Origin of the sequence: Corynebacterium sp. HMSC056E09 (assembly GCF_001813425.1) — a bacterium.
In the GTDB taxonomy this organism is placed as follows: domain Bacteria; phylum Actinomycetota; class Actinomycetes; order Mycobacteriales; family Mycobacteriaceae; genus Corynebacterium; species Corynebacterium hesseae.
The window spans coordinates 1-20,893 of record NZ_KV812486.1; the positions used below are offsets into that span (position 1 = coordinate 1).

Consider the following 20,893-nt stretch of genomic DNA (forward strand, 5'->3'; position numbering starts at 1 on the left):
GTAAAAGAAGCGGAACTAAACCCAGGACGCTTCAGCTGACTGGGTGGCGTGCATCGAGGAACTGGGTCAACGTGCGGTGAGAGCGCTCGTCTTTTCCCTGGGTTGTCGGGGCGAAACCAGCAATAGCAAGAACACCTTGGCTGGCGAGCCAGGTTTCAGTAGCAGAGAGAAAGCCACGGTGGTAGGTGGCGAACGCATCGCCATTGTCGGAAAGGATTTCTTGAGGTTTGCCGTAGGCAGCGAACGCTGCGGCCAGTACGGCGCGTGCGTCAGTACCGTTTTCTGGCAGGGCGAACGCTGTGGTTCCGACATCGAATCTGCTGGCATCATCGATAATCTGGTAAATCGTGACATGTGTGTGGGCATGGTCAAAGAGGCGATAGACCAGTCCATCGATTTGCCAGAGTTCACCGACGCGATCACGGGCGAAGCGCTTATAGGAGCTGCGTGGCCGTTTGCGGGCATTGGCATCAACAAACCCCAGTTCATGCAGCCACGAGGCGATTGTAGAACGCGATGGGGTGTAATCTGCGCCTACAGTGTCGAACAAAAAGTAGTAGATCGACCAAGGCCCATAATCCAAGCCTTGCTCCATTAACTGTTGTCTGGCGTGGACGACTGCGATTTTATCGGCCTCGTCAAACTTCTTAATCGGATTCTTCGGGGCAGTCGAATCCGGCACAATACCTGCGCGCCCCTTCTGCGCTATCCGGTGTTTGATGTTGTGGTACGTCTGCCGCGAGATCCCTAATTCTTTGCAAAACTGTGTGACCGTCTTGCCGTCACGAACGGGATCGGAATCTGCGACCTTTCTACGCTTATGCAATGGAATAGCCATCCGGCTATTCCACCGCCGCAAACGTCCAAAAAGCCACTAGACATCCCGTCCAAAAACATCCTGGACTCCGTGTCCAAAAAGTCGCTAGACATCACAAGTCTTACCTAGCAGCTAAGGGGCAAGTGAACCGCATATTGCTGACGGTTTGAGTTACCTAATTGGCTGTTTCGTGCACTATCGCCTGAAGTACTGCCTGCCGGGCTCGGGATTGGGGATGAGGCGGTCGAGGCTCACCGGTTCCAGGCCCTTCGCGCGCAGGCCGTCGATGACGCAGTCTGCGGCCCCTACGGTTGTGGCGTGAATGTCGTGCATGAGGACGATGGAGCCGGGCTGCGCGCCGTTGACTGCGGCCTCGCAAACGTGCTCAGAATTGCGGTCCTTCCAATCCACGGTGTCGACGGACCACAGGGCCTGTGCCTGGCCATTAGCCTTCGCAGCGGCCTCCACAGTGCCGCTGGTGGCACCGTACGGGGGACGCATCCACCGCGGGTTCTCACCCGTCGCTGCCTTGATGGCCGCGGCACCGGCCTTGATCTCGCCGTCTACGTCGCTGGGGGAGAGCTTGTTGAGCTCACGGTGGGTTGCGGTGTGGTTTCCCACGGTGTGGCCCTCAGCCTTCATGCGGCGCAGCAGTTCCGGGTGTGTGGAGGCACTGGGGGCTAAGACCATGAAGCTGGCGTGGGCGTCCTTGGCCTTCAGGGTATCGAGGAGCTGAGCGGTCAACTCGCCAGGGCCATCGTCATAGGTGATGGCCACGCAATTGGAGCAGGTGGAATCAGCAACCGATTGGGAGCGCTGTTTGCCGGTCGGCGCGGGCTTCGCAGCCGGCCGCGAGGAGCCGGCGAAGATGGGGTTGTTCTGCAGCTCCTTGGGAAGAGCGTCGTAGGCGTCCTGCTCCAGTTGTTTAAGGTCCTTCTGGACGTCGGGGAGCTGTGGCAACTTCGGCTGTTGAATCACCGGCTGGGGAAGCTCCGCAGCGGTAGCCGTGCTGGGCAGGGCCGCGGCTGCTGCAAGGGCGATGAGGGAGCGGACAAGAACACTTTTTCGGCGCATGACAACCTTCCACAGACTTTTTCAGACCCCTTATTGTCTGCCCGGTGAAGGTGAATTATCCCTAGTGACACGCAACTAGAGTGAAAGAAGTTAACTCCTGAGGTTTCGCTAGACCCGTCCTAGGGTGATTTCGCTGCTTCTACTGGGAGGAGTACGCTCTACAGGTATTGGGGCATTAGCTCAGTTGGTAGAGCGTTGCGTTCGCAATGCAAAGGTCAGGGGTTCGATTCCCCTATGCTCCACAGGGCGCTCACACAGTGAGCGCCCTTTCTTTTCCGGTTGGGTTATTCAGCAGCCTTAAAGCGCTTGACCAGGACGATGTGACCATCGCTTTCGCCCACCGGCTCAAAGCCGAGGTGCAGGTAGAGACGGTGGGCGCGGTCGTTGTCTTTAGCCACCGACAGCGAGATGCCCGGAGCACCCATCTCGCGGGCGAGGTTAGTGGCGGCGTCGATAAGCATGGTGCCCACTCCTTGGCTGCGGAAGCGAGGTTCCACAGCTAGCGCGAGCTCCGGAATGCCCTCGGCAACGTGGCCGAAACCATGGCGCTGCGCTGTACCCCAGTTCAGCCACACGCCACCAGCAGGGACGTGGCCCTCCCAGGCGATGAATCCACCGCGGGAAGGTTCCCAACCGCCGAGGTAGTAGTCAAAGCCTTCCTCGAAACCTTCAGGGAGTTCCTTGTGCTCATCGCCGAAGGTATCGGCGAGGAAATTGATGCGGGCGAGGTAGGTGCGGTCAGCTTCGGTGAGGGAAAGAAGATGCATAGCTTCCATGGTAGGACGCGGCGTGCACCACCTATGAGCCGTGCTCCCATTGGGAATAGGCCGAGGCATAGCGCCCGCCCAGGTCCATCAGCTCGGCGTGGGTGCCATCCTCAACGATCTGACCCTGTTCCATGACGATGATGCGGTCGGCCTCGCGGGCCTGGTCCAGGCGGTGGGCAACGACGAGCGCGGTGCGGCCCCTCGTGACTGCCTTAGCGGCGTGTTCGAGCACTTCGGCGTGTTCGGAGCCGGCTTCGGAGGTGGCCTCATCCATGATGAGCACCGGCGGCTGGCGCAGGATCATGCGAGCCAGGGAAAGCTGTTGCTCGGCTTCAGCGCCAATCTCCTCGTTGCCTGCACCAATGAGCGTATCGAGGCCCTGGGGCAGCCACCGCGAATGTTTATCCAAGCCCACGGTGTTAAGCGCCTGCCATAGATCCTCATCGCTGGCGTCAGGTTTGGCCAGGAGCAGGTCCTCGCGCAAGGTGCCGGAGAAGAGATGGACTTCTTGGGTAATGAGCGCGACGTGCTCTGTAATCCACGTATTGGGCACTGAGGCGGTATCGATGCCATCGAGGCTGATGTTCCCCGCCGATGGGTACTGCAGGCCCGCCACGAGGGCGGCGAGCGTGGATTTACCCGCACCGGAGGTACCCACCAGGGCGGTGGTGGTGCCGGCGGTGAGGGTCAGGGAGACGTCGTCAAGCACGCGTGCCCCGCCGGGGTAGGCGTAGGAAAGGTGCTCGATGGAGATGGTGGGGGCGTCGTTCAGCCGGGGAGTGTCCTTGAGCTCCTTCGTACCAGCGCTGTTGTCCAAGGTGGCCAGGGCCACCGCGCGGCCGAGGGACGTCACGGAATGCTGGATCTCGCCGGCGAAGAAGAGGATGTTGAACACGTGGATCTCCAACCGCATGACCAGCAGCACGGCGGCGGTGGCCTCGCCAGGTGTCAACCATTCCCACATCACCATCGGCACGGACATGAGGACGGAGCCCAGCAGCAACACCGCGAAGGCCAGGGCGCCTTGGCCCAGGATGCGGTTGATGAGCGGCACCTTGTCGCCCCAGGCCTGTACCGTGTCCCAGGAATAGCGCTCCATGCGTGCATGCGCCCAATCCTTCAGGGAGAACTGGCGGAGGGTCTCCAGGGCGCGAATCGTGTCCAGCAGCACGTTGTTGCGGTAGGCCTCCACCGAGGACACCTCGTTGGCCACGGCGGGGATATCCCGCATGGTGCCGCGGATGAAGGGGTAGAGCAGACAACTTACCGCGATGAAAAGCAGCGCATAAGCGGGGTGAATGAAGATCATCATGAGCGCGGTCAGCGGCAGCATGAAGAGCGTGAGCACGAGGCGGTCACCCATCATGGAGATGGTCATGACGACGGTGTCGATGTCCTTGGATAGGCGCGTGATGATGTTACCGGTGCCCAATTCCATGACGGCGGGCACGGGGGCGCCGAGGGTGGAATCCAGCGCTGAGGTGCGCAGATCCACCGAGAGCCGGCGGGTGGTGGAGGTAACCAATAAGCGGCCCACGGTGCGGCCGGTGACCTCCACGAGGAAGCCCACCGCGATAACAACGAGCGCGCCCACCATGGCTGCGCGCCCCGTGCCAAGGATGGGGATCTCCACGCCCTGGATGATGTCCACGACGCGGCCAAGCACCTGGGAGACCAGGTTCATCATGATGACCGTAACGGTAAACAGGCCGAAGAAAAGGGCGATGCCAAGCCGACTGGGCGCACTGGGCAGGGTCTTCAGAAAACGGAGACACTCCCGCGGGGAGGCAGGTGCAAGGGCATCCGCGCGATCCTGCTGGCTCATAGCTCCACCACCTCATCGGCGTTGGCGGCCCACGTGGAGGCGGATGTAATGATCATGGTGGTCTTGCCGGCGCGCAGTTCACGCACGCGCTTGGCGACGTCCGCCAGGGTCAACGAATCCAGCCCCGTCGTGGGGTTGTCCAGCACGAGGACATCGGGGTCGAGGGCGAGCGCGCGGGCAAGCGCGACGCGCTGGCGCTGGCCGCCGGAGAGGTTGAGGCCCGCCTCACCGATGGGCGCGGTGGGCAGCTCACCGTTGGGACCAAGCCCACCGAGGCGGATAACAATATCCTCGCAGGCGGAGGCGTAAAGGGCGGCGTGAAGCTGCGTAGCGCTAGCACTTCGCAGCGGATCGACGTTGTCCTGCAGGGTGCCCTCCAACACGGAGATGCGGTGGGGCGGGCACAAGGCACCGTGCTCATGGAGGTAGCGCACCCAAGAGTCCACGGTGCTGCGCCCCTTTGTGCTGATAGGCATCCACACGTGCAAGCCGGGGGAGAGGTTAATCGGCGTGCCGGCGGCCTCAGTGGTGTTGGAAGAAAGCTGGCCGAGCAGCTCGCCGACGCGCTCCACGGAGGCACGTGCCCGCGCCCAGTTCTCCGTGAGCAGGCCGAGAGACACACCTAATGCTGTGAGCGCGGGCGGGACGAGCATGGTGATCGCCATCATCCCGCCGGGGGCGATGCGGCCCTCGAAGGTTTCCCAGGAGGTCCAGGCAAGAATGCCCACGGCAAAGGAGGCGGGAACCATCTGGCGCAGCCAGGCCATGAGGGAGGATAGCTTGGCCTCGCGGAGCATGGCGCCCAAGGAGTTCTGGGCGGCGTCGGAAAAACGTTGGCGCGCGATGTCCTTGGCGCCGAGGCCTTTGATGACCCGGGAGCCTTGAGCGAAGTCCGTGGCGAGTGAAAGCGCGGTGTTCTCCAACTGGCGGCGGCGCGCGGCGATCCTCGTCAGCGGCTTCGTGGTGGCCCAGGAGGCCAGCGCGGTGGCGAGTGCGCCAACCAGCAGCACAGCTGAGACCTGCCAGGAAATCGGGGCCAGGCTGACCACCGCGCCCAAGAGGTAGCCCACCATGACCAGTGGGAAGTTGAGGATCTGCTTGAGTTGGCCGATGTAGTGCGAATCCTCATCCATCGTGTTGAGCAGCCGGCCGGGGCTAATGCCTGCGGTGGAAGCGCCCAGCAACTTATCCAGAAGGTTTAGGCGCAGCGTATGAGTGGTGCGTGCTTGGGATAAGTCTGTGAAAGCATCCGCCGTGGCCTCGCAGATATAGGCGATGAAGAGGAGGATCGCCGTGGCCGCAAGCGGCAGCGCTACGGTGCGCCAGGAGGGCTCGGAGAAGGCATACTGCGTGGTCTGGCCGATGATGACGGAGACCAACGCGCCCAGCGGCGCGTTGATGAGGGTGGCAACGAAGATGCCGATAACGCCGGTGCGCTGGGCGCCGAGCAGACGCCACGTGGCTTTAGCTGGGCGGGAGAAGTTGGTGGTCTCGGTGAGGGAAACCTCGCCGGTAGGTGGCTCATCGGGGAGATACCACGACCACGTCCGCATACGTGGATAGTGAGTCATAAAGACTCATCCTATAGCGCAAAAGGATGGATGAGTGATTCAGATTACGATCGGTGACTCACTGTGGGGAATTAAGCCAGGTGGTAATTCTCCACGTCATAGCCGTTGAACTCGCGGTCGACTCCATAATCATCGACGGAGTTAAACTGCGTGCCGTTTTCAATGGCAAAGCGCAGGTTATCCACGCGGGTGGACGGATCGCCGCTCACGGCACCTGCGGGGAAATAAAAGGTCTCCCCGCTCTTGAGCTTGACTACGAGCGACTCAAAGCTCATGCCTGATCTCCTTGCCTGCTGTTGATAGGGCTTCCCGCGCAAAACAGCGCGCGGGCACCGATCTTTGAGGATCGATGCCGATTAGCCTTCAATTCAAGCAGGTCGGGCGCGCGGGGGCAACGCAGTGAGATCAAGGCAACGAAATGCGCACCCCCAAGGTTGGGGGGGGGGTTAGTTCTCGTCCTCGGTCTGGAGGCGGTGCTTGCCCTCGGACTCGTGATCATCGGTGATGCGGGAGGTGTCGGCATCCTTCTTGTCGGCGTTGCTGACCTCGATCTCGGTCTCGACGGCGTCCTGGATGGCGGTTTCTTCCTCGCGGTGCTTGGCCAGCTGCTCATCGAGGGAACCCAGCAGCTCTTCATCGCGCTCGACGACGCCTTCCTCGGCCAAGTCGGACTCCTTCTTGGCGTCATCCTCGGTGGTGGAGGTGTAGACCAAGGTGGAACCCTGCGGTGCGGACGGGGAAGAGAAGTCCTCAACGCGCGGCGGGACGGCGGATTCCTTCTCCTTCTTCTGGGTGAAGAAGTAGTAGATGCCACCGCCGATGGCAGCAATGGCGGCAACCAGCGCGGAGATCAGCCAGATCTTCGAGCCCTTCTTCTTATCCTTGCCGCTGATGGCGCGGGCCTTCTTCTGCAGCTGGGCGCTTTGCTTCTGTGCCTTCTTCTCAGCCTTGGAAGCCTTCTTCTTGGCCTGCTTGCGGGCCTTGGTGGCCTTCTTTTCAGCCTGCCTCTGGGTCTTCTCCCACTTCTTGGTGGCCTTGTCCTGGGCGTCTGCGGCGGCAGCGGAGAGCTTCTCGGTTGCTTCCTCGCTGCGCTCCTTGAGCTGTTCGAGGGTGCGCTCGAGGCGGGCATGCGCGGCCTTGGTCACGGCACCGGCTTCGCGGCGTGCCTCCGGGAACCACTCGTCATCGCGCTCTTCCATGCGGGCGGCGGCGGTCTCCAGGACGGAGTAGGCCTCGCGGGCCTTTTCATCGCGGCGTTCCTTGAGGCGCTCCACCAGGGCGGAGGTGGCGCTAATTGCTGTGGACAGTGCGGTGGGGTTCATCGGGAGAGATGCTCCTTTACGTCAATGCTTGAGGCGATTGCTCGGTGGGTAACTGTTTATGGAGTGGTTGTCTGCGCCGGACGGGACACTGCACATGTGTGTCCGCGTTAGCGCTGGATACTCCCTTTCAGCGTAGTGGCGGCAGCCACGTCCTGCCACCACGGGCCGCAAGGAGGGAGCGGTTCAAAGAAAATAGACAGCTTTGTACGGAACAGTGGCCTTTTTATTCAGTACAGGTTTGGGTAACGGTGCAGCTGGCCGGGTTGGAAAGGTATGACCATTGACTAAATGCTTTCGCTCAAAATGGACAGCTTGGTACGTTTTCCACCAACAGCACAGATGACCGACCACGATAACCTGCAGAGGAGGTGAGCATGTCCCCGCGACTCTCCGCATCCGCGCCACTAGACCAAATCAGCGAAGATACGCCTAAGCGCCCACAGCGCACCGCTCTCTCCTTCGAGGTGATCCCACCGCGCCACGATGCGGACGCCAAAAAGATTGACCGTTTGCTCGACACGCTTGCCGCATATAACCCCGATTACATCGCCGTCACCAGCTCTCAGCGCTCCGGGTGGCTGGAGGGAACCGCGGCCTTCATTGAGAAGATTTCGCGCGATACCGCGATGCGCCCCCTGGCGCACCTGGCCTGCACTGCCGGCACGGAGGAAGAGCTTGTTGGCTGGATCGACACGCTCGTCGACGCCGGCGTGCGCGGCCTTCTCGCGCTCCGCGGCGACCTGCCAGAGGGTGGCATGCCCGAAGGCCACCTGCCGCACGCCGACTCCCTCGTCCGGCTCATTCGCCGCTGGGAATCTGCCCGCGTGGCGCGCTTGGCCGCTGGGCGCTTGGCCGTGGGCGTGGCTTGCTACCCCAACGGCCACGCCGAGTCCGCCACGGCGGACGAGGACATCGACGTTCTCCTGGCCAAGCAGCGCCTCGGCGCTGACTTCGCCATCACCCAGCTCTTCTTTGACGCGGAGGATTACGTCCGCTTCGCCCAGCGCGCCCGGCTGGCGGGCGTGCGCATTCCGCTCATCCCCGGGATCATGCCGATGACTAGCCGTGCTCGGGTGGAGCGAATGTGCCAGCTGTCCGGGCTGGACGGGCCACCGCAGGTGCTCGATCAGCTCGCGGCAGCGACCTCCCCCGAGGAAGAGAAAGAAATCGGGATGCAGCTTACGGCCTCCCTGGCGAAATCGGTGATGAACGCCGGCGCCGACGGGCTGCACATCTACACGCATAACAATCCAGACATTACGACTGACCTGCTACATCGAATTGGAGTTACCCCATGACCGCACCATTCCCCAAGGCAACGATTGAGGGCTATCCCCGCGTAGGTGCCCATCGTGAGCTTAAGCGCGCGCTGGAGTCCTACTGGTCCGGCAAGATCGACGCCGAGACCTTTGAATCGGCCGCGCACTCCCTGCGCCTCGATACCTACGCCCGTCTCAAGGAGCTGGGGCTCACTGAGGATTACGCCATCCCCGCGGACGTTGCCTACTACGACCATGTCCTCGAGACAGCGCTGACCGTGGGCGCTGCTCAGGGCGAGAGCCTCGATGATGAGTTCAGCCTGGCCCGCGGTAACAAGGACACCGCGCCGCTGGAGATGACCAAGTGGTTCGACACCAACTACCACTACATTGTTCCTGAAATCAGCGATGACCAGACCTTTAGTGCCCGCCCCCAGCGCGTGTTGAAGATCGTCGAGGAGGCTCGCGCCGCCGGCCACACCGTGCGCCCGGTCCTCGTTGGCCCCGTGACCCTGCTGGCCCTGTCCAAGCAGGCCGAGGGCGCTACCAAACAGCCGCTCGACCGCCTCGATGAGCTCGTGGACTCCTACCTCACCGTGCTGGAGCAGCTTGCCGACGCCAACGTGGAGTGGCTCCAGCTCGTTGAGCCGGCCCTGGTCGCTGACCTCGCCGCGGCTGACGACGCCACCCTCGCCGCCGCGCTCAAGAGCGCTTATGGCCGCATCCTTAGCGCGGAGAAGCGCCCGCAGGTCTACCTGACCACGCCCTATGGTTCCCTCAATGCTGGCCTTGACGTCATCGCTGAGCTCAAGCCGGAAGCGGTCCAGGTGGATCTCTCAGTGGGCACCTTGGCGCTGGACAATTCCTACCTCGAGCGCGTCGCTAAGCTTGCCGAAGCCACCCACCTCGCCGCCGGCCTCGTCGACGGCCGCAACGTCTGGGCCGCCAACCTGCGCGACCTGCGCGAAAAGCTCGAGACCCTGGGCGAAGGCGTCACCGTAACCACCTCCGTCTCCCTGCAGCACGTCCCGCACACCGTCGAGGCGGAGACCTCCCTGCCGGTCGACGTTGCCACCTGGTTCGCCTTCGCCGACGAGAAGGTCCGCGAGGTCGTCGCACTCGCCGCCGGCCCGCTCGACGCCCCGGAGGCATACGCGCAGGCCGACCGCGCCGTGCGCACCCGCGCCGAGTCCTCCCGCATCCACAACCAGGCCGTGCAGGAGCGCACCGCGCAGCTGCCGGAGGGCCAGGTCCAGCGCCAGCCGGAGTTCGCTGAGCGCAACAAGGCACAGGAGGCCCTCGGCCTGCCGCAGCTGCCGACCACCACCATCGGTTCCTTCCCACAGACCTCTGAGATCCGCGCCGCCCGCGCCGCGCACCGCAAGGGTGAGCTCTCCGACGCCGACTACACCGAGGCCCTGCGCAACGAGGTGAAGTCCGTCATCGAGCTCCAGGAGCGCCTAGGCCTTGATGTCCTGGTCCACGGCGAGCCGGAGCGCAACGACATGGTGCAGTACTTCGCCGAGCTTCTCGACGGCTTCGTCGTCACCGAGAACGGCTGGGTCCAGTCCTACGGCTCCCGCTGCACCCGTCCGCCGATCGTGGTTGGTGACATCTCCCGCCCGAAGGCTATGACCACCGAGTGGGCGAAGTTCGCGCAGTCCCTGTCCGAGAAGCACGTCAAGGGCATGCTCACCGGCCCGGTGACCATTCTGGCCTGGTCCTTCGTGCGCGATGACGTCCAGCAGTCCGTCTCCGCCGACCAGCTCGGCGTGGCGCTGGCCGACGAAGTCCGCGACCTCGAAGAGGCCGGCATCGACATCATCCAGATCGATGAGCCCGCCCTGCGTGAGCTGTTGCCGCTGCGCGAGAAGGACCGCAAGGCCTACCTCGACTGGGCCGTGCGCTCCTTCCGAGTGGTTTCCTTGCAGGCGAAGCCTGAAACCCAGATCCACACGCACCTCTGCTACTCGGAGTTCGGCCAGATCATTGACGCCGTCGCCGGCCTCGACGCCGATGTCACCTCCATCGAGGCCGCCCGCTCCCGCATGGAGCTGCTCGAGGACATCGATGAGAAGTTCCACTCCGAGATCGGCCCGGGCATCTACGACATCCACTCCCCGCGCATCCCGTCCGTGGCGGAAATGGCCGAGCTCATCCGCGCCGCTCTGAAGAACGTGCCTGTGGAGCGCCTGTGGGTCAACCCGGACTGCGGCCTGAAGACCCGCGGCTACGAGGAGACCGAGGCTTCCCTGCGCAATATGGTCCTCGCCCGCGACGAGGTCCGCTCTAGCCTCTAGGTTTAAATCCAAAGATTTAAACCGTTCATCGCCGTCAGCTCACTGAGCGCGGCGATGTCTCCGTTTCCGGCCCTATCGAAGTGCAGTGCCTTGAGCCCCGCTGCACGTGCACCCTCGACGTCATTAGCCACCGAATCACCAATCATGAGCGTGGAGCCAGGCTCTACCTCTAGGCGCCGACAAGCCTCGAGGTAGGCCTCTCGGTGCGGTTTTGGCTTAGCCATTTCCACGGTGGGAAAGAGCTCAACGCCTGGCAGGTCGAGCCCGCCCGCCCGTAGTTTTGCCTCCTGCATGTCCCGCGCACCGTTCGTCAGAATGCCGACCTTGAGGCCCAGGGATAGGACGTGCTGGAGGGCGGGGAGGGCGTCGCCAAGCGCCTGCCAGTGCTTTTCATACGCGGCCAAATACTTGGCATATTCCGCCAGCGCCTCCTGCTCCGTCATCTCCGGGCGGCCCAGGAACTCGCGGCAGCGCTCCACTCGCTGACCTTGGTGGGTGACCTCGCCGCGCTCGTAGGCGGCGAACCACTTCTTTTCGATCTCCGCGAAGCGCTCATGGTGCCCGCCCGGCAGCCACTCCTCGACGGCCGCATGCATCGCGGCGGTGTGGTCCATGAGGGTGTCATCGAGATCGAAGAGAACGGCGCGAATCATGCTTGCAACCCTACGCAGATCGCTGACAGCGTCGCGGCGGAACAACGAAATGGTGGAAATTTCCATACAATGGCTGGCATGACTCAGAAGACCGCAACTGCAACGATGCACACCAACTACGGTGACATTGTTATCGACCTGTTCGGTAACCACGCACCGGTAACCGTTGAGAACTTCATCGGCCTGGCTAAGGGCGAGAAGGACTACACCACCCAGAACGCCAAGGGCGAGCAGTCCGGCCCGTTCTACGATGGCGCTATTTTCCACCGCGTCATCGACCAGTTCATGATCCAGGGCGGCGACCCGACCGGCACCGGCCGTGGCGGCCCCGGCTACCAGTTCCAGGATGAGTTCCACCCGGAGCTGCAGTTTGACCGCCCGTTCCTGCTGGCCATGGCGAATGCCGGCCCGGGCACCAACGGCTCCCAGTTCTTCATCACCGTGGCGCCGACCCCGCACCTGAACAACCACCACACCATCTTCGGTGAGGTCACCGACGCGGCTTCCCAGGAAGTCGTGTCCAAGATTGCGAAGGTCTCCACCGACCGCATGGACCGTCCGGCTGAGGACGTTGTCATTGAGTCCATCGAGATCGCCTAAGCGTTCTTAGCTTTTCATCTGAGCCCGCTGCCACGTGATGTGGTGGCGGGCTCGTTGTTTTAGGAGTCTGCGTGAAGAACTATCTGAAATCAGCACCGGCCACCCTGGTGCTTATGGTGCTGTGTATCGGTGCCTGGTGTGCCGCGGCCATTCAAGGCTCGTCCCTCTCCGCGCCCTACTATCGCAGCATGCTGGCCCAAAACTGGACGCTGTGGGGCCCTGAAGTGTCCGAGCACCCCACAACTGTCATTACCGCGGGCTTTATGCATCTCGACGCCGGGCACCTCTTGGTCAACATGGTGATGCTGTTCTTTGTGGGCAGGGAAGTAGAACGCGCCCTGGGCAGCGCGCTGTACGCGGCGGCCTATCTCATCTCCATTGTGGGCTCTTCCGCCGCGGTGCTGTGGATGGATTTCGGGACACCCACGGTGGGCGCCTCCGGTGCTCTCTTTGCGCTCATGGGTCTACTCATTGGTGTGTACCGCAGCCGCGGTTTAGACCTGCGCGCGCCCATCGTCTTGGTCGTAGCAAACGTTATCTACAGCTTTGTGGCGGAGAACGTCTCCGTGTGGGGGCACTTGGGCGGTTTGCTCACAGGACTGCTGTTGGCGCCATTCCTCTTTCGCCAACGCACGTGGCTGCGTTGGCTGGGGATATGGCTTATCGGGGCGATAGCTGCTGTTGCAGCGGCGCTGCGAGCTGGGCTTTGGGGATAACTCGGGCGTGTTATCCACCAAAACCTCTGTGCGAAAGAATTCCACATAAGTTATCCACATTGTGGATAACTACATTTTTGTAATTTACCGAACGTGTGGGCCAAGATAACCGCAGATCAGCAGCGTATTAGGTTGTGTTCGAAGTTTTTGTGCGGGCTGTGGGAAGCGTGAAAACACTTATCCACAGGGTGTGGAGAAAGGCTGTGGAATTCGTTCTCCACAGAGTTATCCCCACCCTGTGGATAACTTTGTACCCAAGGTGTTAACAGTGCTCCGGCTGCGAGGTGGTGTTGGGAACTGCGCCCCCTCGTTAGCTCACCACTCCTGCGCGAAAGGCCCAGATCACGAGCTGTACTCGCGAACTAGCTCCAACTTTGGCCATCGCAGATGACAAATGAGTCTTGACCGTAGAGGGCTCCAAATACAGCTCGCGCCCGATTTCGATGTTGGTCAATCCTTTGCCCAGGGCCCGTACGCAATCGAGTTCGCGCGGCGTGAGTAGGGCTGAATCTACCGTGGCCCGCGCTTTCCGCCGACCAAATTCCGCAATCACCCTTTTAGTAACCGCAGCGTCGACCATGCCTTCACCTGAGGCCGCGTGTTTGACGCCTTGGATGAGGTCGATCATTGGGGAGTCTTTCAGCATGACGCCACAGGCACCGGCTTCGAGGGCACCAAAGACGTATTCGTCTAGGTCAAAGGTGGTGATCACGATGACTGCTGGGGGATTGTCTTGCTTGTTAATCTCCGTGGTTGCATAGATCCCGTCCCCGTCAGGCATGCGGATATCGAGGCACACCACATCAATGTCGCGAGCCTTTGCAGCTGCTATCGCCTCATTCCCGGAAGCTGCCTCAGCCACAACTTTGATCTCACCGGTGGCCTCGAAGATTGCCTTTAATCCCTGTCTGATCAGAGGTTGGTCATCAACTAACAAGACTCGAATCATGGCTTCCTCCAGGTAATGAGCACCAGCCAACCATCTTCGGTAGGTTCATTGAAAGCGGTTGCACCGACAGCTCGGGCGCGCTCTTGGATGCTGATGGTGCCACGGCCCGTGGGGCTATGTGTGAAAGTGCCGCGGGTGATTATCCGCAGTTCATCATCGCTCAACATGACATCAACAGGCGCGCCTGTTGCATGCTTGCGGGCATTTGTCAGAGCTTCTTGGGTGATTCGATAAGCCGCGATCAACTCGCCCTCCGACAAGTGGGAGGTGTCCGAAAACGTTACTGCCTGCCCTAGAGCGCGAACCTCCGAAATTAGCGCAGACAGATTTGTCGGCTGAGGGATGCGGTGTATTTCGGCATCGGAAACCGAAAGCTTGCTAACGGTCGCGCGGACATCCTGGAGTGCCTTCGTCGTCGACGAGGTCACGTGTTGGAGATGCTCTTTGGCAGCGGTGGGGTTGACATCGATGCATGCCTGTGCGGCTTGAGCTTGGATGGCGATGGCTGAGAGGTGATGGGCGGTGGTGTCGTGAAGCTCCCGCGCAATGCGGGCGCGCTCTTCGACAATGGCGTTTTCCTCAGCGAGTTCTGCTTGGCGGGCGAGGGATGCGGTGAGCTCACGGTTATTGCGGACAGCGAGTCCAATAGCAAAGAACACTATGAGGGGGAGCAGCCAGCCCAAGGCTGTGAGCAGAGTAAAAAGCGGAGGCTCGATTCCTCCCAGCGGTGGCATGGCAATGGCGCGGAGGGTGCCGACAATGAGACCCGAGATAATGAGGGAAATAGAGTCGCGAGTTTTTGACTTCGTGTGCAGCGCTAGCGAAAACGCAGCCACCGAGGCAGCGATACCGTTGTAGCCGAGGCTGTGGTCTGCGGTGACGAGACAGTAGAGGGACCACAAAAGCTCAGTAGCAGAAATCCCGAGTAGGACGCTTAAGGGAAATTTACGGCGCCAAAGCAGGAGGATGCCTTTGGCAATGATGGCAACAAGAATCAGCCAGAACTGCGCTGGAGACAATGCGGTATTGAAGGGGGTTGGTTCCATCGAGCTAGCCACTAGGAACCCAACGAGGTCAAGGGATAGAACGATGACAGCGAGAGCGATGTCTCTGGCTGAAAGGCGATTCATGAAGTCCATGTTAAAGATTTGCCCTGTAAAAGCGGGTGAGCCCAAGTCCCATGCTCACAACCGACCAGCCGGCAAGTACAGCAATACCTACCCATGGATTCATAGTCTGCGTTGCCCCCTGTCCACCAGCAATTGACACAGCAGAAGAAGGAAGCCAACTGTAAAGATACGGTTCCCACCCGGCCATGACGCCGATAGTTCCTAAGATCACTCCTGCCATCAACACTGCGACAATAACGCCGATGGCTGGACCGATCCTCCGTATGGCTAATACGACACCGATGATCGCGAGGGTCAGTAGTAGCACGGCCAAGCTGCCTCGCAGCCACACGACAGCGACATTAGAAGCAGAAGCAACCAGAGAAACATCATTCATCGGAGCCGCAACCAGTGCGATCAGTGAGTTAAGAACGCACGCTGCCACGCATACTAGGAGGACGGTACTAAGTACAGCCGCGATCAAAGAACGCACCCATTTCATACGCGAACCAGCGCCAACCACCTTCCACACCACTGCACCACTGGAAAATGGGTAGCTAGCTGCAGTGATTGTGAGTGCAACAATGGCGATGAGGAAGATTGAAATGCCTGTGGACTGGCCAGAACCTGTGATATCGAGGGCGGCCAATTGGAAACTGGACGTCGTGGGGTCGGAGCCGTCGATAAGCGCCTGCACCTGTTGGCCTGTTGGACTGTCACCGACTTGTGGCGGGTCAATTTTCAAAAGGAACGGAAGTGCCCACTGCAGGACAGCGCTGATGCCCGCCATCATAACTGCGAGTATCGCGACGATCAGCACGTTCGGGAGGTGACGAAGGGTATAAAGCTCGGATTTCATGTCTAGCCTTTCGTAGCGTGGGCGAAGTAGGCGGCTTCAAGGTCAGGGATTTCACTGAGAACGCCTGTGAATGTGGTGTGACCACGAGAAATGATGACTACGTCGTGGGCGACTGCGGCCGCTTCAGCCAGATGATGGGTTGCCATGATAATTGCCTTCCCACGGGAAGCTTCCGCACACAAGACTTCGCCCAGCCAACGAATGCCGTCAGGATCAAGACCAGAGGACGGCTCGTCCAAGATGATGATGTCGGGATCTTGTAACAGAGCTCCCGCTAGCGCTATACGCCGTTTCATGCCTAACGAGTAAGTTTTGAGCTGCCGGTCGCAGCGGTGCGACATATCGACAAGCTCTAAAACCTCTTGTACCCGATACTTATCGACGCCATATAGCCTCGCCATTGCGTGGAGATGCTGACGCCCGGTGAGACTGGTAACGAGGCCGCCATCGTCGAGGAGCAGCCCGATGGTGCCATTGATGTGCTTCGTTCCGGTGGCTTTCACCAAGCCGAGGGCAGCCCGGAGCGTGGTGGATTTGCCGGCGCCGTTTGGACCAAGCAAAGCGGTGATCCGTCCGGGCGATGCCGTGAGGTTCGCGCCGTGGACAACCTCATGTCCGGCGAAGGAGACGGTGATGTCTCGAGCAGTGAATACGGTGTTCATACCTCTGACGATATTGATCAGGGGCATGAGAAACATCGCCTAAGCAGGCAATCTTTAGCCTCCGCCATTTGGGGGAGAAGCCCGTTAACCGAGCAGAGTTGGGTCGGGCTTAAGAGCCAGCGCCGCCCAGAATCTTGGCCACCAGGTTCAGGCGCGTGCTGGCGCCGAAGATGGTGATGAGGCGTGAGACGTGCTTCTTCACGGCGGACTCGGAATAGTGGGTGGCGGCAGCGATCTCAGAATTGGAGTTGCCGGCGAGGAGGAGTTTGAGGACGGCAATTTCGGCGTCGTGAAGCTCGTGGCTCTCAATAGCGGCGGCGACGGGGTCGCGTGGGGTGGCGGGTTCCCCAATGTAGTCCACCAAACGGTGCATGGCGGCGGGTGCCACGACGGTGCCGCCCTCCACGGCGGCGCGGACCGCTTCGATGATGGAGCGCGGGCGCTGGTTCTTCAAGATATAGCCCGCGCCGCCCGCCCGCAGGATCTTCAGCATCGTGTCATCCGAGTCGAAGGCGGTGACGGCCAAAAACGTCGGGGGATTCGGCGCGGAGTTAAGGTGCTTGAGCAGCGTAATGCCGTCCATGTGCGGCATGTGAATATCGGCGAGGACGAGGTCCGGCTTGGCTTCTTCAAGCTGGGCTAAGCAATCGGCGCCGTTGGTTGCCTCACCGACCACCTTGATGTCCTCGGTGGTCTGGAAGTAGACGCGGAGCGTCGAGCGAACGAGCTCATCATCGTCAACGAGGAAAACCCGAATGCTCATGGCAACAGTTTAGCCGCACCACCAGAGCTGGGGGTTGTTGGAGCAACGGAAGTGGTCGGTGAATTCGCCCGCGAAAGACTTGTAGAAGGTGAATCCGGTGGACTCAGTGTTCTCAGTAGCGGTGTCAACGGTGGTTTCAGCAGGAGCCTCAGCGGCGCTGGCGATTGGTGCGGAAAACAGCGCGAGAGCTGCGGCGGCAACGGCGAGGGAAGTACGCATGTCAAACCTTTTTAAATTTAAGAAACGGCGGACTACCGGGAAAGCTTACTATATTTTTCTGAGGCTGGCGGTGGGAAGGGAAAGGCGTGTGACCCAGTGCTCGCCTTCTTTGCCGCTGCCGAAGCTGCCGTGCATTCGGCGAACGCGGCGTGCGATTTCACCCAAGCCCAGATTCGTTGTCATGTATTGGCGTGATTGCTGAGCCGCAATCACGGAAGTGATCACCACGTCGATGGTCTTGGAGGTGCTCGTTGCCTCGATGCTTACACGGGATTCAGGGCGGGCGTACTTGAGGATGTTCACGGCGAGTTCGGAGAACACGAGGGAGAGCTTTTCCGGCAGTGCAAGCTGGCCATTCTTGTCCACTGTTATCTGCGGCTCACACTGAAAACCATGACTGCTCAGGAAGCTGACCATAGTGTCGAGGTCTTCCTCCAAGGACTTGACCCCCTTCGTCACGCTTTCGTTCTTCATCACGCGCAATAGATCGCGCACCTCGCCCATGGCGCGGCGGGCGTCGTCAGCAATTGCCTCTGCGGAGTCGGCCGCTGAGGGATCCGTTTGGGTCAGCGCTAGGGTCTCAGAACGCATAACCACGGAGGTTAAGGTCGCGGCGACCGAATCATGGAGGGCTGTCATAAGCGCCTCGCGCTCTTCTGCGGCGCGTTGCTCAGCGGCAAGACGCTGGTCCCGGGTTTTGCGCAGCGCGGCCCCAATGACGATGGCCACCGCATATAAGATGAGCGGCGTCGACAGGTTCAGCGGATCAAAATCAGGAAGATAATTCTTCGACGGATCCGTCGTGATCAGGTATGTGTACGCCACCGCCGGGGGAACCGCCCACAGCCAGCGCGTGCGAAACGCCACGATGCCCACGATGACGGGGCTCCACGCCAAGAGCAGGAATGACCGCCAATCGGAAAACCACATCGCCAGCGCAAAAAGCGCACCATACCCGCAGGCCGCCACACGTGGGTAGCGGACGGCCAGCGGCGTTAGGGTGACGCCGAGGCCGGCGAGGACGAGTGCGCCGGGGGTGAGGAAGTTTTTATCCACCGTGACGGTGAGCATCACCAAAATGATGCAGCCGACGCCGGCGATGCTATAGAACTTCGAGGAGTTCATCGGCGGCGCTGAAAGCTAACGCCAACCCATCGTCATCAGGAGACCGATGATGGCCAAGCCGAAGCCGATGCCGTAGTTCCACGGCCCCAGTGCCTGCATGAACGGAATGGACTCGCCCGCCAGGTAGTTCACCACGAGCCAGAGCAGGCCGATGAGCATGAGGCCCAGCATGATGGCGATGTACCACTTCGGGGTGCCCTCAGAGTTGATCTTGACCGGGGTGCGGTTAGTAGCAGAGCTGGAGGACTGCGGGAGTGCGGAGCCCTCCGTCGTGATCTTGGACTTTGGCATTATTACACCTTCACGAAGAATAGGGGTGGTTAATCTGTGGGATACCTTAGCAGCTGCGGCCTTGAGAGCTACTGCGGCAGCAGTGCTGCCGGGTCAAACTCCCAGAAACGGACCTGGATGGTCTGATCCTTGCGGATGACATCGCCGCGGCTTGCCGACGCCCACCCAATCTTGTTGCTGTCGATCGGGTTCGACGTCGGGATGCGCTCGCCTACCTCCAAGGAGCCGGACCAGCCCTTGGCGCGCAGCGCGGATTCAGCTTCCTGCTGCGTGGAGTGCACAAGCTCCGGTGCCTGGATGAGCATCGCGTTAGAGACCTCCAGCGTAACAGGGCTGCCCTTCGGAAGCTTTTGGCCCTTCTCGACGACCTTGAGCACCTGGTTTTCCGGCAGCTCAGAATCCACCGAATTCACGGTGACATCAAAGTCCATGGAGGACAGCATCTCCACCGCGCGATCGCGGTCCATGCCGCTGACGTCCGGAACGCTGACTTCCTTCTGGCCCTTGGACACCGTTATGCGGACCTTCGAACCCTTGGACAGCTGCGTGCCGCCCGCCGGGTTCTGGGAAATGATCTGGCCGGTGGGGGCTTCGTCATTGACCTGCTCCACGTCGGTATTCAGCTCCAGGCCGGCTTCCTCCAGCGCGGTGGTGGCTTCATCCAGTTTCATGCCGGTGAGATCCGGGACCTCAGTGACTTCCTTGCCGGAAGACACAGTCAACGTGACCGAGGAGTTCTTCTGCAGTTCCGAACCTTCCGCCGGGTTGACCCGGATAACCTTGCCACGCGGCACGTCGGGGCTGGGCTCTTCGTTGACGGTCACTAACAAGCCAAGCTTCTCCAGCTCCGCCACCACTTCATTGCGTGGGCGGTTGGCCACCTTCGGGATCGTGACCATGTCAGAGCGCTTGGCCGCCTCGTGCTGAGCCTGTTCGCGCTCACGGGCCTCCTGGCGGGAGCTATCCCAGAAATCCCAGGCAAAGTAGCCAATGATGGCGACGAGGGAGGCGGCGAGCAACGCCGCCAGCCACTTGAGACCGGAGCCAGATTCCTCATCGTCGGAGGGGCGGGTGGAGGCCACCGGCGCGCGGTGTTGCGCGGACACGGGTGCCACCATCGTGGTGGGGTGATCCTCGTCGTTGACGTGAGAGCGCGCCGCTTCGGGCAGCTGGCCCTGGGATAAGCGTTCGAGGTCATCGCCCATCTCCCACGCGGACTGGTAGCGGTCCGCTGGGTGCTTGGCCATCGCCGTGAGCACAACGGCGTCAACGCCGAGTCGCTGCCGTTCCGTGAGGTCCGCAGTGATGAAGTCCGACGGCGGTGTTGGTTCCTCTTGCACGTGCTGATAGGCCACCGCAAACGGTGTCTCACCTTCAAAGGGAGTGCGCCCGGTGACCGTTTCATACATGACGCAGCCCAGGGCGTAGACGTCGGAGCGGGCGTCGGCAGGCTTGCCCCGCGCTTGTTCCGGGGAAAGATACTGCGCGGTGCCGATGACGGCGGAGGTCTGCGTCATCGCGGACGTGGAATCATCCAGCGCGCGGGCGATGCCGAAGTCCATGACCTTCACCTGGCCGGTGTTGGTGAGCATGATGTTGGCCGGCTTGATGTCGCGGTGGATGATGCCTGCCTCGTGGGAAGACTGAAGGGCATCCGCTACCGGCTTCAGCACGCGCGCGGCTTCTTCCACCGGCATGGGGCCATCCTCACGGACAATGTCGCGCAGGGTGCGCCCCTGCACGTATTCCATGACGATGTAGGGCACCATCAGGCCGTCGATGTCTTTTTCACCCGTGTCGAAGACAGCGACGATGTTCGGGTGGTTGAGCTTGCCGGAGTTCTGGGCCTCGCGGCGGAAGCGCTCACGGAAATTAACATCGCGCGCCATGTCGGGGCGCAGCATCTTGATGGCAACGGTGCGCCCCAAGACGGTGTCCTCGGCCTCGTAGACCTCGGACATACCGCCGGTGCCGATGGACTGGCGGAGGTGGTACCGATCACTGACCATGGT

The 20,893-nt window shown here is 61.2% G+C and carries 21 protein-coding genes and 1 tRNA gene; 5 read left to right on the forward strand and 17 right to left on the reverse strand.

The features are described 5' to 3' along the window. Window positions 1–31: 31 nt before the first annotated feature. Window positions 32–838: a DDE-type integrase/transposase/recombinase gene (locus tag HMPREF2912_RS02820; RefSeq protein WP_083312473.1), complete on the reverse strand. Its 807-nt coding sequence runs from the start codon at window positions 836–838 to the stop codon at window positions 32–34. 174 nt (window positions 839–1,012) lie between these two features. After that, complete coding sequence (locus tag HMPREF2912_RS02825) at window positions 1,013–1,891, reverse strand: polysaccharide deacetylase family protein (protein WP_070683171.1); 879 nt, start codon at window positions 1,889–1,891, stop codon at window positions 1,013–1,015. A gap of 169 nt (window positions 1,892–2,060) precedes the next feature. Here HMPREF2912_RS02825 and HMPREF2912_RS02830 point away from each other — a divergent pair. Next, window positions 2,061–2,133 (forward strand) — tRNA-Ala (locus tag HMPREF2912_RS02830). Window positions 2,134–2,175: 42 nt separating this feature from the next. Here HMPREF2912_RS02830 and HMPREF2912_RS02835 read toward each other — a convergent pair. From HMPREF2912_RS02835 to HMPREF2912_RS02855, 5 genes are all read right to left on the reverse strand, one after another. After that, window positions 2,176–2,667, reverse strand: a complete 492-nt coding sequence (locus HMPREF2912_RS02835) for a GNAT family N-acetyltransferase (RefSeq protein ID WP_070683172.1) — start codon at window positions 2,665–2,667, stop codon at window positions 2,176–2,178. A 22-nt stretch (window positions 2,668–2,689) separates the two neighbouring features. Further along, a complete protein-coding gene (locus tag HMPREF2912_RS02840) occupies window positions 2,690–4,483 on the reverse strand; it encodes an ABC transporter ATP-binding protein (RefSeq protein ID WP_070683173.1) in 1,794 nt (597 codons plus the stop codon). Beyond that, window positions 4,480–6,054, reverse strand: a complete 1,575-nt coding sequence (locus tag HMPREF2912_RS02845) for an ABC transporter transmembrane domain-containing protein (protein WP_070683174.1) — start codon at window positions 6,052–6,054, stop codon at window positions 4,480–4,482. Before HMPREF2912_RS02845 ends, HMPREF2912_RS02840 begins: the two co-directional genes overlap by 4 nt. 71 nt (window positions 6,055–6,125) lie before the next feature. Continuing rightward, on the reverse strand, window positions 6,126–6,329 hold the full coding sequence (locus HMPREF2912_RS02850) for a hypothetical protein (RefSeq protein WP_070523292.1): 204 nt from the start codon (window positions 6,327–6,329) through the stop codon (window positions 6,126–6,128). Between the two features lie 171 nt (window positions 6,330–6,500). After that, on the reverse strand, window positions 6,501–7,376 hold the full coding sequence (locus HMPREF2912_RS02855) for a hypothetical protein (protein WP_070562156.1): 876 nt from the start codon (window positions 7,374–7,376) through the stop codon (window positions 6,501–6,503). A gap of 374 nt (window positions 7,377–7,750) precedes the next feature. Between HMPREF2912_RS02855 and HMPREF2912_RS02860 the strand changes: the two genes are divergently transcribed. Together HMPREF2912_RS02860 and metE are read left to right on the forward strand one after the other, a co-directional pair. Beyond that, window positions 7,751–8,674 carry a methylenetetrahydrofolate reductase gene (locus HMPREF2912_RS02860; RefSeq protein ID WP_070562153.1) on the forward strand — a complete coding sequence of 308 codons (924 nt, stop codon included), beginning with the start codon at window positions 7,751–7,753 and terminating at the stop codon, window positions 8,672–8,674. Next, on the forward strand, window positions 8,671–10,935 hold the full coding sequence (metE, locus tag HMPREF2912_RS02865) for a 5-methyltetrahydropteroyltriglutamate--homocysteine S-methyltransferase (protein WP_070683175.1): 2,265 nt from the start codon (window positions 8,671–8,673) through the stop codon (window positions 10,933–10,935). The genes HMPREF2912_RS02860 and metE overlap by 4 nt, the downstream gene beginning before the upstream one ends. Window positions 10,936–10,937: 2 nt before the next feature. Here metE and HMPREF2912_RS02870 read toward each other — a convergent pair whose 3' ends face one another. Continuing rightward, entirely contained in the window at window positions 10,938–11,588 is a 651-nt protein-coding gene (locus HMPREF2912_RS02870; RefSeq protein WP_070683176.1) for an HAD family hydrolase, read from the reverse strand. Window positions 11,589–11,657: 69 nt separating this feature from the next. Here HMPREF2912_RS02870 and HMPREF2912_RS02875 point away from each other — a divergent pair, with 69 nt between their 5' ends. Together HMPREF2912_RS02875 and HMPREF2912_RS02880 are read left to right on the forward strand one after the other, a co-directional pair. Beyond that, entirely contained in the window at window positions 11,658–12,188 is a 531-nt protein-coding gene (locus HMPREF2912_RS02875; protein WP_039672975.1) for a peptidylprolyl isomerase, read from the forward strand. A gap of 71 nt (window positions 12,189–12,259) precedes the next feature. After that, the gene (locus tag HMPREF2912_RS02880) at window positions 12,260–12,904 is read left to right on the forward strand and encodes a rhomboid family intramembrane serine protease (protein WP_070683177.1); all 645 of its coding nucleotides are present in this window, start codon (window positions 12,260–12,262) and stop codon (window positions 12,902–12,904) included. 310 nt (window positions 12,905–13,214) lie between these two features. Here HMPREF2912_RS02880 and HMPREF2912_RS02885 read toward each other — a convergent pair whose 3' ends face one another. The 9 genes from HMPREF2912_RS02885 to pknB all read right to left on the reverse strand — a co-directional run bounded on the left by HMPREF2912_RS02885 (window position 13,215) and on the right by pknB (window position 20,890). Next, window positions 13,215–13,853 (reverse strand): response regulator, encoded by a 639-nt coding sequence (locus HMPREF2912_RS02885; protein WP_070562142.1) that lies wholly within the window; start codon window positions 13,851–13,853, stop codon window positions 13,215–13,217. Then, entirely contained in the window at window positions 13,850–14,983 is a 1,134-nt protein-coding gene (locus HMPREF2912_RS02890; RefSeq protein WP_168162978.1) for a histidine kinase, read from the reverse strand. The genes HMPREF2912_RS02885 and HMPREF2912_RS02890 overlap by 4 nt, the downstream gene beginning before the upstream one ends. A gap of 10 nt (window positions 14,984–14,993) precedes the next feature. Then, window positions 14,994–15,821, reverse strand: coding sequence for a hypothetical protein (locus HMPREF2912_RS02895; RefSeq protein WP_070523267.1), 828 nt, complete (start codon window positions 15,819–15,821; stop codon window positions 14,994–14,996). 2 nt (window positions 15,822–15,823) lie between these two features. After that, window positions 15,824–16,483 (reverse strand): ABC transporter ATP-binding protein, encoded by a 660-nt coding sequence (locus tag HMPREF2912_RS02900; RefSeq protein WP_070523305.1) that lies wholly within the window; start codon window positions 16,481–16,483, stop codon window positions 15,824–15,826. Between the two features lie 109 nt (window positions 16,484–16,592). After that, on the reverse strand, window positions 16,593–17,246 hold the full coding sequence (locus tag HMPREF2912_RS02905) for a response regulator transcription factor (RefSeq protein ID WP_070683178.1): 654 nt from the start codon (window positions 17,244–17,246) through the stop codon (window positions 16,593–16,595). 9 nt (window positions 17,247–17,255) lie between these two features. Further along, the gene (locus tag HMPREF2912_RS02910; RefSeq protein WP_070683179.1) at window positions 17,256–17,465 is read right to left on the reverse strand and encodes a hypothetical protein; all 210 of its coding nucleotides are present in this window, start codon (window positions 17,463–17,465) and stop codon (window positions 17,256–17,258) included. 48 nt (window positions 17,466–17,513) lie between these two features. Beyond that, a complete protein-coding gene (locus tag HMPREF2912_RS02915; protein ID WP_070683180.1) occupies window positions 17,514–18,590 on the reverse strand; it encodes a sensor histidine kinase in 1,077 nt (358 codons plus the stop codon). Between the two features lie 15 nt (window positions 18,591–18,605). Further along, window positions 18,606–18,881, reverse strand: a complete 276-nt coding sequence (gene crgA, locus HMPREF2912_RS02920) for a cell division protein CrgA (RefSeq protein ID WP_070533546.1) — start codon at window positions 18,879–18,881, stop codon at window positions 18,606–18,608. Window positions 18,882–18,949: 68 nt separating this feature from the next. Further along, window positions 18,950–20,890: a Stk1 family PASTA domain-containing Ser/Thr kinase gene (pknB, locus tag HMPREF2912_RS02925; RefSeq protein WP_070683181.1), complete on the reverse strand. Its 1,941-nt coding sequence runs from the start codon at window positions 20,888–20,890 to the stop codon at window positions 18,950–18,952. Window positions 20,891–20,893 lie beyond the last annotated feature (3 nt).